Source organism: Ruegeria sp. CH8 (assembly GCF_056536985.1).
On record NZ_JBQFQR010000014.1, the window covers coordinates 1 to 13358 of the forward strand.

The 13358-nt window shown below is 58.8% G+C and carries 13 protein-coding genes and 1 tRNA gene; 7 read left to right on the top strand and 7 right to left on the bottom strand.

Features of this window, described 5'->3' with window-relative positions:
• Positions 1–214: 214 nt before the first annotated feature.
• Positions 215–508: a hypothetical protein gene (locus ACR0ER_RS15995; protein ID WP_480769793.1), complete on the top strand. Its 294-nt coding sequence runs from the start codon at positions 215–217 to the stop codon at positions 506–508.
• 103 nt (positions 509–611) lie between these two features.
• Here ACR0ER_RS15995 and ACR0ER_RS16000 read toward each other — a convergent pair.
• A tRNA-Ile gene (locus tag ACR0ER_RS16000) sits at positions 612–688 on the bottom strand.
• A 107-nt stretch (positions 689–795) separates the two neighbouring features.
• Between ACR0ER_RS16000 and purM the strand changes: the two genes are divergently transcribed.
• The 3 genes from purM (at position 796) to rnd (ending at position 3704) form a co-directional block, all read left to right on the top strand.
• Positions 796–1842, top strand: coding sequence for a phosphoribosylformylglycinamidine cyclo-ligase (gene purM / locus ACR0ER_RS16005; protein ID WP_480769794.1), 1047 nt, complete (start codon positions 796–798; stop codon positions 1840–1842).
• Entirely contained in the window at positions 1839–2435 is a 597-nt protein-coding gene (gene purN / locus ACR0ER_RS16010; protein ID WP_170335762.1) for a phosphoribosylglycinamide formyltransferase, read from the top strand. The genes purM and purN overlap by 4 nt, the downstream gene beginning before the upstream one ends.
• A gap of 111 nt (positions 2436–2546) precedes the next feature.
• Positions 2547–3704, top strand: a complete 1158-nt coding sequence (gene rnd / locus ACR0ER_RS16015; RefSeq protein WP_480769795.1) for a ribonuclease D — start codon at positions 2547–2549, stop codon at positions 3702–3704.
• A gap of 6 nt (positions 3705–3710) precedes the next feature.
• Here rnd and ACR0ER_RS16020 read toward each other — a convergent pair whose 3' ends face one another.
• On the bottom strand, positions 3711–4238 hold the full coding sequence (locus ACR0ER_RS16020; RefSeq protein WP_480769796.1) for a hypothetical protein: 528 nt from the start codon (positions 4236–4238) through the stop codon (positions 3711–3713).
• Between the two features lie 139 nt (positions 4239–4377).
• Between ACR0ER_RS16020 and ACR0ER_RS16025 the strand changes: the two genes are divergently transcribed.
• Positions 4378–4788: a SufE family protein gene (locus ACR0ER_RS16025; RefSeq protein WP_480769797.1), complete on the top strand. Its 411-nt coding sequence runs from the start codon at positions 4378–4380 to the stop codon at positions 4786–4788.
• A 6-nt stretch (positions 4789–4794) separates the two neighbouring features.
• On the opposite strand, the gene ACR0ER_RS16030 is transcribed toward ACR0ER_RS16025, so the two are convergent.
• Together ACR0ER_RS16030 and ACR0ER_RS16035 are read right to left on the bottom strand one after the other, a co-directional pair.
• Complete coding sequence (locus ACR0ER_RS16030) at positions 4795–5460, bottom strand: DUF1638 domain-containing protein (RefSeq protein ID WP_480769798.1); 666 nt, start codon at positions 5458–5460, stop codon at positions 4795–4797.
• Positions 5461–5561: 101 nt separating this feature from the next.
• On the bottom strand, positions 5562–6260 hold the full coding sequence (locus ACR0ER_RS16035; RefSeq protein ID WP_170335752.1) for a corrinoid protein: 699 nt from the start codon (positions 6258–6260) through the stop codon (positions 5562–5564).
• Positions 6261–6561: 301 nt separating this feature from the next.
• Between ACR0ER_RS16035 and ACR0ER_RS16040 the strand changes: the two genes are divergently transcribed.
• The gene (locus tag ACR0ER_RS16040; RefSeq protein WP_480769799.1) at positions 6562–7626 is read left to right on the top strand and encodes a PA0069 family radical SAM protein; all 1065 of its coding nucleotides are present in this window, start codon (positions 6562–6564) and stop codon (positions 7624–7626) included.
• Positions 7627–7676: 50 nt separating this feature from the next.
• On the opposite strand, the gene gltA is transcribed toward ACR0ER_RS16040, so the two are convergent.
• A complete protein-coding gene (gene gltA, locus ACR0ER_RS16045; RefSeq protein ID WP_480769800.1) occupies positions 7677–8969 on the bottom strand; it encodes a citrate synthase in 1293 nt (430 codons plus the stop codon).
• 121 nt (positions 8970–9090) lie between these two features.
• The gene (gene gltX / locus ACR0ER_RS16050) at positions 9091–10491 is read right to left on the bottom strand and encodes a glutamate--tRNA ligase (RefSeq protein ID WP_480769801.1); all 1401 of its coding nucleotides are present in this window, start codon (positions 10489–10491) and stop codon (positions 9091–9093) included.
• 78 nt (positions 10492–10569) lie between these two features.
• Here gltX and ACR0ER_RS16055 point away from each other — a divergent pair, with 78 nt between their 5' ends.
• Positions 10570–12621 carry a ComEC/Rec2 family competence protein gene (locus ACR0ER_RS16055; RefSeq protein ID WP_480769802.1) on the top strand — a complete coding sequence of 684 codons (2052 nt, stop codon included), beginning with the start codon at positions 10570–10572 and terminating at the stop codon, positions 12619–12621.
• Here the strand turns inward: ACR0ER_RS16055 and lexA are convergent.
• Entirely contained in the window at positions 12615–13313 is a 699-nt protein-coding gene (gene lexA, locus ACR0ER_RS16060) for a transcriptional repressor LexA (protein ID WP_480769803.1), read from the bottom strand. The genes ACR0ER_RS16055 and lexA overlap by 7 nt on opposite strands.
• Positions 13314–13358: the final 45 nt, after the last annotated feature.

The window sequence follows — 13358 nt, forward strand, 5'->3', positions numbered from 1 at the left end:
CAGAATGTCTTCGTCCGAGTATCGCTTCCGAGCCATCCCTTGTTCCCCCTTCTCGGCCAAAGTAGTGGCACAATTTTAGGGGGCAAAGACATTATCAAATCGTGGATGATAAGGTGCGCAAAACAGTTGGTTTGCTCCATGAGCTTTTCTGTAGTGACGAATGACCTAACAGAGTTCGCTTGCCGCTCTCGTTAAACTGCCTCATATCCCCGGCATGGCCACTTGGCCCCGACGAATCCCATTTGACCTCCACGAAGAACTAGAAGCGCGCGCGCTCAATGACTGGCAGGCGGCGCTGCGTGTCTGGGCAAAGCGTCACGCGCTGAAACTCAAGCTGATGTGGTGGGCAGACCTCGAGCGCAAGATATCCGATCTCCACTCAATGCGATTCACACCCAAGCCGCAGGATCACTGGGCCGCTATACGTGAATGGCTGGAGTGTCACGACGTACCAGCGCCGGACAAGCTGCCGGGATGGCCTGAACAGGATTCGGTTCATGGGTACTAATTTCGTGGGACACTCGTCCTGTAAGCCATTGGAATCATATGGGCCACTATCTTCGAATCGTGGGACACACGATCGTTGATTTTAAAGGAAAATTTGCGGATTTTGGTAGGCCCGGCAGGACTTGAACCCGCAACCAAAGCGTTATGAGCGCTCTGCTCTAACCAATTGAGCTACAGGCCCGCCTGAGCGCTTTGAGTACCACGGTGAACGCCCGCGTCAAGCCTGACCGTTGCAACAAGGCGCACAATCGACTAACCCGCGCGGGAACCATTCATGAGAGGCTGGCCATGACGACGGGCAAGAACGGAATCACCTATGCCGATGCGGGTGTTGATATTGATGCGGGAAACGCTCTGGTCGACCGGATCAAGCCTGCGGCCAAGCGAACCAAACGCTCGGGCGTGATGAGCGGGCTGGGCGGATTTGGTGCCCTGTTCGATCTGAAAGATGCCGGGTATCAGGATCCGATTCTGGTGGGCGCGACCGATGGCGTCGGTACAAAGCTGCGGATCGCCATTGATACCGGTGTAGTGGACGGTGTGGGCATCGATCTGGTGGCGATGTGCGTCAACGACCTGATCTGTCAGGGCGCCGAACCGCTGTTCTTTTTGGATTATTTCGCCACCGGCAAGCTGGATACCGACACCGCAGCGCGGATCATCGAAGGCATTGCCGAGGGCTGTGTGCATTCCGGCTGCGCCCTGATCGGTGGTGAAACCGCCGAGATGCCCGGTATGTATCCAGATGGCGATTTCGATCTGGCCGGGTTTTCGGTCGGCGCAATGGAACGTGGTGCGCTTTTGCCTGCGGACGTCCAGCAAGGCGACGTTCTGCTTGGGCTGGCTTCGAACGGGGTGCATTCCAATGGCTATTCGCTGGTACGCAAACTGGTTGAGATTTCGGGTCTTGGCTGGGATGCGGCGTCTCCGTTTAGCGACGGTTCTTTGGGCGAGGCCTTGCTGACCCCGACTCGGTTGTACGTCAAGCCTGCACTGCAGGCGATCCGGGCAGGGGGCGTGCATGCGCTGGCCCATATCACCGGTGGTGGCCTGACCGAAAACCTGCCGCGCGTACTGCCCGAAGGGCTGGGCGCCGAGATCGACCTGAATGCCTGGGATTTGCCGCCCGTCTTCCGTTGGATGGCGGAAACCGGTGGAATCGTCGAGGCCGAGATGCTGAAGACCTTCAACTGCGGCATCGGCATGATCGTTGTCTGTGCCGAAGACCGCGCCGACGAGTTGACTGCGCTTCTGGACGAGGCAGGTGAGACGGTTTCACGTCTTGGTACCGTCACTGACGCCCCCGGTATGGCCTATTCGGGCCAGCTGCTGTGAGCCACAAGCGCGTCGCGATTTTGATTTCGGGCGGTGGGTCCAACATGGTGTCGCTGGTCGACAGCATGGTCGGAGACCACCCGGCGCGTCCCTGCTTGGTTCTGTCGAATGACGCCGAGGCGGGTGGGTTAAAAAAGGCCGCCGCGCGCGGCATTCCGACGGCCTCGGTGGACCATCGCCCGTTCAAGGGCGACCGTGCGGCGTTTGAAGCTGAATTGCTGAAACCACTGGAACGGGCGCAACCGGATATCGTCTGCCTTGCCGGATTCATGCGGGTTCTGACCGGCGAGTTCGTTTCACATTTTCAGGGGCGGATGCTGAACATCCACCCTTCGCTTTTACCGAAATACAAAGGCCTCAACACTCACGCCCGCGCTATCGAGGCCGGGGATGCGGAACACGGATGTTCTGTTCATGAGGTGACGGCGGCGCTGGATGATGGCCCGATCCTTGGACAGGCGCGCGTGAACATCGAACCCGGTGATACGCCGGAAGAACTGGCCGCGCGCGTATTGGTGTGGGAGCATAAACTATACCCCGCAGTGTTGCGCCGTTACGCCAATGGTGATCGGACTCCAGTGCTGCTGCCGTGATCCTCGCAGGGTGATTTACACACGCGTCATATTCGGCCTATGGTCCGCATTACGGCTAGGTACGGAACCTACGAACAGCCGAAGAAAACAAGAGCAAGAATAGCACCGCGCATGAAAACCCTGACAACGACGCAAGAGCTGGCCGATTTCTGCAAGGCCGCGGCGGAATACGACTATGTCACCGTAGATACTGAGTTTCTGCGTGAACGAACTTATTATTCTAAGCTTTGCCTAGTACAACTTGCGGTTCCGTCCGAAGGTGAAGACAGCGCGGTTTTGGTCGATCCTCTGGCCCAGGGCCTGTCCTTGGACCCCTTGTATGAGCTGTTCGGCAACGAGAACGTGGTCAAAGTGTTCCACGCCGCCCGTCAGGATTTAGAGATTTTCTGGGTTGAGGCAGGCGTATTTCCTAATCCGCTGTTCGATACACAAGTCGCGGCGATGGTTTGTGGGTTTGGCGAACAAGTGGGTTATGAAACGCTGGTGCGCAAAATTTGTAAGCAGGGTGTCGACAAGACCTCGCGCTTTACCGACTGGTCCCGGCGGCCATTGTCCGAGGCGCAAAAGACCTATGCGTTGGCCGACGTGACCCATCTGCGCCGGATCTACGAACATCTTGCTGCACAGCTGAAAAAGTCACAGCGCAGCCATTGGGTCGCTGAAGAACTGCAGATTCTGACCCAACCGACGACGTACGACGTTCGCCCCGAGGATGCGTGGAAGCGGGTAAAGACCCGGACGAATTCCGCCAAATTCCTGGCCGTGGTGCGCGAGCTGGCGCAGTTCCGCGAGGCCTATGCGCAGGAAAACAATGTCCCGCGAAGCCGGGTATTCAAGGACGACGCGCTGATCGAATTGGCCTCGACCAAGCCCAAATCGCCGTCCGATCTGGGTGGCTCGCGTCTGCTGTTGCGCGAGGCGCGGAAGGGCGCGATTGCTGAGGGCATTCTGACCGCCGTGAAGAAAGGCGTGAACTGCCCGGCGGACCAGTTGCCGCGCGTGGACAACAGCCGTGACAAGCTGAAGGTAAATCCCGCGTTGGCGGATTTGTTGCGCGTGCTGCTTAAATCTAAAACCGAAAGCTCGGGCGTCGCGGCAAAGTTGATCGCCACAAGTTCGGAACTGGATCAAATCGCTGCGGGTGAGCGGGAACTTCCTGCAATGTCGGGTTGGCGCTTTGAGGTGTTCGGCGAGGACGCGCTGAAACTGTGCGAAGGTAAAATTGCACTGGCCGCTAAGGGTCAGAGCGTCAAGGTTGTATCCCTATAAGCGCGGTTAGCGGCGCCGGGATTCCAGTGCGTTCTGTTGCCCCACGACCCGAACCAGTCGGGTGTTCTTCAGATCTTTCCGGCTGACGTTGATGGCATCAGAAACCATGCGTGAACGCTCGGTTCCCTGATTGGTTGGCTTTTCGGGATAGTCTACGCGGAATGTGAACTCCAGAACGCCGTTCTTTTGGTTCTCTTCGCTGTCCACTCGTACAAGCCGAGCGTTATAGGCCCCTTGCCGGGCGGCCGTACCGGCGGCATAAACTATCGCCCCGTTGGCGGTCGGATCGATCCTCAGCTCATCAATTTTTGCGATTGGAACGCTGATATCTTCGGGCTCTGGGCGTGAGAACAGCCCGCCGCCTTTTCTTCTGTCCGGCACCAAAGCATCCGCATCATTTACCGCCGTTTCAGCCGGATCAGCCGAAGTGCTTGATCCAAACCAGTTGGACGGGTTCGCCCGAGAGTCCCTCCAACCGCTGCAGGCAGAGAGGGTCAGGGTGGCGACCAGAAGAACAGTAAACGATTTTTGCATGGTGCAGACGTCCAGAGCAGTAATTCCTGCAATGGGTTATCGCAAAATCCTCGGTTTGAAAAGCCACGCTTGGGGGTGGACAGGCGCAGGTTGGAGGCATAGGTCACAGATGTGATCGCAACAAAAGGACCGCCGCAACATGGCCACGCCTGCCTTTGAGGAAATCGTTGAGGATTTCGAGTTTCTGGAGGACTGGGAAGACCGGTACCGCCACGTCATTGATCAGGGCAAGGCGATGGACCCGTTGGATGATGCGCTCAAGGTGCCGGCCACCAAGGTTCATGGCTGCGCCAGTCAGGTCTGGCTGCACCCGATCATCGAAGGCGGTGTCTTTCGTTTCGATGGTGACAGCGACGCATTGATCGTGCGGGGGCTAATCGCGGTTTTGCGGTCGCTCTATAACGGCCTGCCGGTCGCCGAGGTTCCCACGGTGGACGCAGGGGGTGAACTGGCGCGGCTGGGTCTGAACGATCACCTGTCGGCGCAGCGCTCGAACGGGTTGCGGGCGATGATCGAACGCATCCGGGACGTCGCGCAGGAAAACGCCTGACGCGGATCAGTCCGCCGGTTTGCGGGTTGCCCAATCCGTCAGGGTGGATTCCAGATCGCCATAACCGGTAAAGCGGCGTTCGAACTCCAACCCCATCCGCTCGGCGCATTCACGAGCGCGTTCGGTCAGGTCCGGATCGTCGATCTGTGCCTGATAGACCAGCTTGGTGTAATTGCCGAAATACATGTCACGCAGTTCGGGGTGCCGGTCGAGTCCCAAGGGTTTCCAGACAAAGGCATCGAACTGCCGCGCCAGAAAATCGGTCAGGTAAAAGGCGGTGGTCTCATCCTCGCCCCGGGCCTCAAAGGCCTGATTTCCTTCGAAGAAGGAATAGCAGTGGGGACCTTTGACCATCTCGACGCCCAATTCCGCGCAGGCTTTTTCCAGCAGACCGCCGGTGCCGCAGTCGGCGTAAACGACAAAAATCTGGTCGTACTGATCGCGATGCTTGGCGACCGCGTCCTGAACCGCCTGAGTGATCCTTTCCGGGTGGATATGAAGAATCGCCGGCAGGCAGGTCAGGGCCATGTGATCCCAGCCGTTTCGTCGCTTCAGATCCAGAATCTCACGCGCAAGCGCGCCGCAGGCCAACAGTAGAATCTGCCCCTGCGTGTCAGAAGCGTAGCCCTTGGTCGTCAGGCTGGCATCGTCCGGCCATTTGTCCTGCTGCATTGGGTGCCCCTCTGAAGATAGGCGACAGATAGTGTGGCTTGCGGAAACAAAAAAGGGGCGCCCGATAACCGGACGGCCCCTGAACAGTCTAACGTGTCCGATCAGCCGGCCAGTTGGTTGTGTTTGCGCGAAACGAAGTCCTTGGCCATTTCCACGGCCACGGCTGCGTCACGGCAGTAACCGTCTGCACCGATCGCTTTGCCGAACTCTTCGTTTAGCGGCGCGCCGCCAACCAGAACGATGTACTCTTCGCGCAGGCCTTGCTCGACCAGGGTGTCGATCACGACCTTCATGTAGGGCATGGTCGTGGTTAGCAGGGCCGACATGCCCAGAATGTCGGGCTTTTCGGTTTCCAGCGCTTCCAGGTAGTTTTCGACGGGGTTGTTGATGCCGATGTCGACAACCTCGAAACCGGCGCCTTCCATCATCATCGAAACAAGGTTCTTGCCGATGTCGTGGATGTCGCCCTTCACGGTGCCAATGACCATCTTACCAACGCGCGGTGCGCCGGTTTCGGCCAGCAGCGGCTTGAGGATAGCCATGCCGCCCTTCATTGCGTTCGCGGCCAGCAGAACTTCGGGGACGAACAGGATGCCGTCGCGGAAGTCGTGGCCAACAACAGTCATACCGCCAACCAGAGCTTTGGTCAGGATGTCATAGGGGGTCCATCCGCGTTCCAGCAGGATGTTCACACCTTCTTCGATTTCTTCTTTCAGACCGTCGTAAAGATCGTCGAACATCTGTTCGACAAGTTCTTCGTCGTTGAGTTCGGACAGGACGATGTCTTCTTCGTCGGACATGGGGCGCTTCCCTGAGCTGTGCGGACCATCGGCCCGTGGTGGCATTTTTGCCGTTTTGGCCAAATCGCCGCAGTTTGACTGTGACGATTGCGACCTCAGTGGTTTCGAGACCGACCTATACGCCAGATTTTTGCACGGCTCGACAGAATTTTCTGCAAGATCATCCTGCATCCCATTCATTTTCCGTTGCCGCCTGTCTTGCCGGGACCAAGTGGCTGAATTCTACGCGAAACTGTAAGGCCTGCTTGTCGGATCACGCACTGGTATGTATATCTTGGATGAGAACATAACGGGAACGAGTATGTCTGCACCGCATATCCGGGGCCGGGGGGCCGTCACAAACACAGCAGGCCGGTTCGAGCAATTCGACACCGTGCCCTGCGATGACGGTTGGGAGATTGAAGAGGATATCCCGCCGTTGCGAACCGATGTCAGGGATGAGGTCGCGCGCAGCCTGATCACCTATAACCGCTCGCCGGACCTGCCATTTGATCGATCCATCAACCCGTATCGCGGGTGCGAACATGGTTGCGTGTATTGCTTTGCGCGCCCGACTCACGCCTACCTCGGACTGTCGCCGGGTTTAGATTTCGAAACCCGCCTGATCGCTCGCCCGAACGCGGCGAATATCCTGCGCAAAGAGCTTTCTGCCAAGAGCTACAAAGTGGCAACTATTGCTTTGGGAACAAATACGGACCCGTACCAGCCGGTTGAGAAAAACCGCAAGATAACAAGAGATTGCCTTTCGGTTTTACAGGAGTTCCGACATCCGGTCGGCATTGTCACCAAAGGAGCTTTGATCGAGCGGGATCTGGATATTCTGGCACCTATGGCCGCCAAAGGATTGGTCCGCGTCGGAATTTCTCTGACCACGCTGGACTCCGATTTGTCCCGCCGGATGGAGCCACGCGCGCCGTCGCCCCGGCGGCGGCTGGCCGTCATTCGCCGCTTGACCGAAGCGGGGGTGCCGGTGCGGGTCATGACCTCTCCGGTGATTCCGGGGCTCACGGATCATGAACTGGAGCATCTGCTAGAGGCGGGCAGGGACGCAGGCGCCGATGCCGCCAGTTGGATCATGTTGCGTCTGCCGCGCGAAGTTTCCGAGCTGTGGCAAGATTGGCTAAAAGATCACGAACCCGCTCGGGCGGAAAAAATCATGTCCAAGCTGCGCGAAATGCACGGCGGCCGCGACTACGATCCGCGCTGGGGTCACCGGATGCGCGGCGAAGGTGAGTATGCGGGGCTGATTGCCAAGCGGTTCGCGCTGGCGGTCAAACGTCTGGGATTGGCGACGCGCACACCGCCATTGCAATGCGATCTGTTTGCCCGCCCAGCCCAAATTGGCGATCAGTTGAGCCTGCTGTAACAAAAAAGCCCCGGACGTAGGTCCGGGGCTTTGGCATTCAATCGCAGCAATCAGCGGTTTTCGATGTCCACATAGTCGCGCATGGTCTCGCCCAGATACAGCTGACGCGGACGACCGATCTTGTTCTGAGGATCGGCAATCATCTCTTTCCACTGGCTGACCCAGCCAACAGTGCGCGACAGGGCAAAGATCGGGGTGAACATCGAGGTCGGGAAGCCCATCGCTTCGAGGATGATGCCCGAGTAGAAGTCCACGTTCGGGAACAGTTTCTTTTCGGCGAAATACGGATCTTCCAGCGCTTCACGCTCAAGTTCCTTGGCGACCTGCAGTTTCGGGTTGTCTTCGACGCCCAGCAGATCCAGCACTTCGTCGGCCGATTGCTTCATCACCTTGGCACGCGGGTCGAAGTTCTTGTAGACGCGGTGGCCAAAGCCCATCAGGCGGAACGGATCGTCCTTGTCCTTGGCGCGGGCGATGTATTCGGGGATGCGATCTACCGAACCGATTTCCTCCAGCATTTCCAGGCAGGCCTGGTTTGCGCCACCGTGCGCCGGTCCCCAAAGACAGGCGATACCAGCTGCGATACAAGCGAACGGGTTCGCACCCGAAGACGACGCCAGACGCACGGTCGAGGTCGAGGCGTTCTGCTCGTGATCGGCGTGCAGGGTAAAGATGCGGTCCATTGCTCGGCTGAGGATCGGGTTGACGTCATATTCTTCGGCCGGAACGCTGAAGCACATGCGCAGGAAGTTCGACGCATAGTCCAGGTCGTTGCGCGGATACACGAAGGGCTGACCGGTGTGATACTTGTAGGCCCAAGCCGCAATGGTCGGCATCTTGGCGATCAGACGGTGCGAGGCGATCTCGCGCTGGCGCGGATCTGAAATATCGGTCGAGTCGTGGTAGAATGCTGACATCGCGCCAACAACACCCACCATGATTGCCATCGGGTGCGCGTCACGACGGAAGCCGCGATAGAAATACTGCATCTGCTCGTGCAGCATGGTGTGCTTGGTGATCGTGGTTTCGAACTTTTCCAGATCCTTGGCGACAGGCAGCTCTCCGTACAGCAGCAGGTAGCAAACCTCGAGGAAGTGAGATTTCTCGGCCAATTGGTCGATCGGATAGCCGCGATGCAGCAGCTCGCCCTTTTCGCCGTCGATATAGGTGATGGTGCTGTCGCAGCTGGCGGTCGAAGTGAAACCGGGGTCATAGGTAAACACACCAGCCTGACCATAGAGCTTTCGGATGTCGATTACGTCGGGCCCTGCGGTCGGCGAATGAACCGGCAACTCGTATGTTTCACCATTGACTTTCAGAGTGGCTGTTTTGTTGTCGGTCATTATTGTCCCTTCCTCGTTCATGCGCATGCCGAAACCGTAATCGGCTGTGCGGTCGGCGGTCGTGCACGGATGTGCTGACCGGGTCGTAGCGGAGCAGCGTTACCTGAATATGAACCCAGGATCAGTTTGCTGCGTCTGAAAGCCGCGCCAGGGTTTCGTCGCGCCCCAGCACAAGCATCATGTCAAAAACCGAAGGTGTTACTGCACGACCTGCCAGTGCCGCCCTAAGTGGGCCGGCCAGCTTGCCAAACTTGATCCCCTGTGCCTCAGCAAAGGCGTTGAGGGCCTCCTCCAGTTCGTTCCGCGACCAGCTAACATTTTGCACGTGCGGCGTCAATTCTTTCAGTATACCGTCGGATACAGATTGTAGCGCCTTGGCCGCTTTCTCGTCCGGCTCAATGGGGCGGGAAATCAACGCAAAGTGAGCTTTTTCAAGGAGTTCCGGGAAGGTACGAGCGCGATCCTTAAGACAATACATCGCACGTTCCAGATCACCGGATTGTGTCGCGGTCAAAGGCGGGAGTTCCGCTGCTTCCAGATAGGCTTCGATTTCCTGCCGCAGTGCAGCGTCGTCTGAAATCGCAATATGTTGCCCGCAGAGATTTTCAAGCTTTTTCAAGTCGAAACGGGCCGGACTTTTACCAATGCCGTCCAGATCGAACCACTCTTTCGCCTGTTCATCGGTAAAGAATTCGTCGTCTCCGTGGCTCCAGCCGAGACGGGCCAGATAGTTGCGCATACCTGCCGCAGGGTAACCCATCGCCTGATATTCCTTCGCTCCCAATGCGCCGTGGCGTTTCGACAGTTTCTTGCCGTCCGGCCCGTGAATCAGCGGGATATGCGCCCAGACCGGTAAGTCCCAGCCCATCGCTTCATAGATCATCATCTGGCGCGCGGCGTTGTTCAGGTGGTCGTCTCCCCGGATCACATGGGTCACGCCCATGTCGTGATCGTCCACCACAACCGCTAGCATATAGACCGGAGTGCCGTCCGAACGCAGCAGGATCATGTCGTCCAGTTGGTCGTTGCGGATTGTCACGTCGCCCTGCACCTGATCGCGGATCACGGTTGCACCGTCCTGCGGGGCCTTGATGCGGATCACAAAAGGCGCGTCCGGATGGGTTGCCGGGTCGGCGTCGCGCCAGGGGCTGCGGAACAGTGTCGATTTACCCTCGGCCCGAGCCTGTTCGCGGAAGTCGGCGATCTCGTCCTGCGACGAAAAGCACTTGTAGGCTTTACCCTCGGCCAGCAGGTGATGGGCCACTTCTGCGTGACGCGCCGCGCCTTCGAACTGGCTGATCACGTCGCCATCATGGTCCAGACCAAGCCATTCCATGCCCTGCAGGATTGCCGCAGTCGCCTCGGGGGTTGAGCGTTCGCGGTCGGTGTCTTCGATCCGCAAAAGGAACTTGCCGCCGCGCCCACGGGCATAGAGCCAGTTGAACAGCGCAGTGCGAGCACCGCCGATGTGCAGAAAACCGGTGGGCGAAGGGGCGAAACGGGTGACGACCTGATCGGACATTGTGTGGATTAACCTTTTGGTAACCGTGTCTGGCATAGTTTGGCGTCTGTCTAACGAGCCCGAAGGACGGGGGCAACCATGCGTGTTCTGGCACGGGTCGAGGCCGCATTGCTGAACCAGACAGGGTATTTGTTCCAGTGGTCTCCGGTCTGTCTTGCGGTTGGTATTGGTCTGTACTTCAGTCTCCGGTTTGAACCGGGCTGGCAGGTGGATTCGTGCCTGCTGGCGCTGATGTTGGGTCTTGTCTGGACCGGTCGCAAGATGCGAACCGGTTGGGCCGCGTTGGCAATTGGGGGGGCGTTGATCGCGGCAGGCTTTGGACTGGCCGGCGCGCGGGCCCATTCGGTTGCAGAGCCGGTTCTGTCCTGGCGCTATTACGGCCCGGTCGAGGGGCGTGTCGTAGCCATGGACCGCTCTGCCTCGGACGCGTTGCGGGTGACGCTGGACCAGGTGCGCATAGGGGACGTGCCCATGGACCGCCGACCGCAGCGCGTCCGACTTTCCTTGCATGGCGAACCGGTCTCACTTTCGCCGGGCCAAAGAATCATGACCACAGGCCACCTGTCGCCGCCACAAGGCCCGGTCGAGCCCGGAGGTTTCGATTTCCGCCGTCATGCCTGGTTGCAGCGTCTGGGCGCGGTCGGTTACACCCGCGTTCCGGTGATGACGGTCGCGCGCCCAGAAGCGGCGACCGAAGGGGTACGCGTTACGGCGTTGCGGATGGCGATTTCCGAGCGGGTTCGTTCAATTCTTCCTGGTGAGATCGGCGGGTTCGCAGCCGCTGTCACAACCGGCGACCGCAGTGGCATGGGGCAGGAGACGCTAAAATCACTGCGTGCCTCGAACCTTGCACATTTGCTGGCGATATCCGGTCTACACATGGGGCTGTTGACCGGATTCGTGTTTCTGGTCTGCCGACTGGCCCTGTCTGCGATCCCCGCCGTGGCCCTGCGTTTGCCTTTGCGCAAGCTGGCGGCGCTATGCGCGCTTGTCGCGGCCGTAATATACCTGATGCTGTCCGGCGGCAACGTCGCGACCGAGCGAGCCTTTGTCATGGCCAGTGTCATGCTGGGGGCCATCCTCATCGACCGTCGCGCAATTTCTCTGCGAGTCGTTGCGGTGGCTGCTTTGATCGTTTTGGTACTGCGCCCCGAATCTTTGCTGAGCCCCGGGTTCCAGATGTCGTTTGCCGCAACAACCGCGCTTGTCGCCGTGTTTGGACAATTGCGGGACTATGGGCCGATGCCCGGGCCGAAATGGACGAAACCTGTGGTGGGGTTGTTATTGTCGTCAGCCATTGCCGGCCTTGCGACAGCGCCGATTGGGGCGGCGCATTTCAACACGATGTCGCATTACGGATTGTTGGCCAACATGCTCTCGGTGCCGGTGATGGGAACGATTGTGGTACCGGCAGCCTTTGTCGCGGCGTTGTTGGCCCCGTTCGGGTTGGAGGCCCTTGCGTTGCATGTCATGGGATTGGGGCTGCGGTGGATATTGATTGTCTCGGACAAGGTCTCGGGTCTGGAGGGCGCGCAAGGATTTGTCGTCAGTCCACCGCATTATGTTTTGCCGATGTTTGCCCTCGGTGCTTTGTGGCTGGCGCTGTGGCGCGGGCGGGCGAAATGGATCGGAGTCGCCCCGGTAGCGGCGGCCTTTTTGTTGTGGGGGCAGGGACAGCGTCCCGAAGTTCTGATCGCGGATTCTGGTGGATTGGTGGGCGTCATGACTGAAAACGGTCGCGCGCTCAGCAAGGAAAAAGGCAGCGGGTTTATTGCGACTGTTTGGTTGGAAAACGATGGTGACGGCGCAGATCAGGCTAGTGCCGCCCGACGCTGGCCCGACACGTCGGGCGCGATTCAGCGTTATGTCTGGCAGGGCAAGGAACTGGTCCACGTGACCGGAAAACTCGCGGCACACGGGTTTCAGGAATGCCGAAAGAATCAGATCGTTGTCTCGGCAGTTCCTTTGGATTTGGTCGGAGATTGCGGCCTCTTCGACCCGGATCGCCTGAAAGAAACCGGAAGCCTTGCTTTATCCGGTGGCGATATAGAAACCAGCCGAGAGGCCATAGGTCACCGATTATGGTCCCCGGAAACGGCTGGGAGCCATCGTTCCAAACAAGCTCAGTAGCTGCGGATCAGTCCGACCAACCGGCCCTGAACCTTAACCTTGTCCTCGGGCAGAACGCGGGTTTCATAGGCCGGGTTCGCGGCCTCGAGCGCGATGGCGTTGCCGCGGCGGAAGAACCGTTTCAGCGTAGCTTCCTGATCCTCGACCAGCGCCACAACGATGTCGCCGTTGTCCGCCACTCTGGTTTCGCGGATGACCACAACGTCGCCGTCATTGATACCCGCGTCGATCATCGAATCTCCGCGAACTTCCAGCGCGTAATGCTCACCTTTGCCCGAGACCATGCTGCCCGGAACGGCAACACGGTGTGATACGTGGCTGATCGCCTCAATCGGGACACCTGCCGCGATGCGCCCCATCACAGGCAATTCCATGGCGTCCACAGTGACCGGTTCGAAATTCGCTGGGCGGGGTCCATCGGGCCGGTCGCCCTCGATAACGCGCGGTTTGAACGCGGCGGTGGGTTCACCGCCCAGGCTTTCGGGCAGTTTGACAATCTCAATCGCGCGGGCGCGGTGGGCGAGGCGGCGGATAAAGCCGCGTTCTTCCAGCGCGGTAATCAGGCGATGGATACCAGACTTGGACCGCAGGTCCAATGCAGCCTTCATTTCGTCGAAACTGGGCGGAACGCCGTCCGCCTGAACGCGTTTGTGGATGAATTCCAACAAATCCAACTGTTTCTTGGTCAGCATTGCTCACACCTCGTCGGTCATGCGTTTTCTTTTGTTCTACGCATG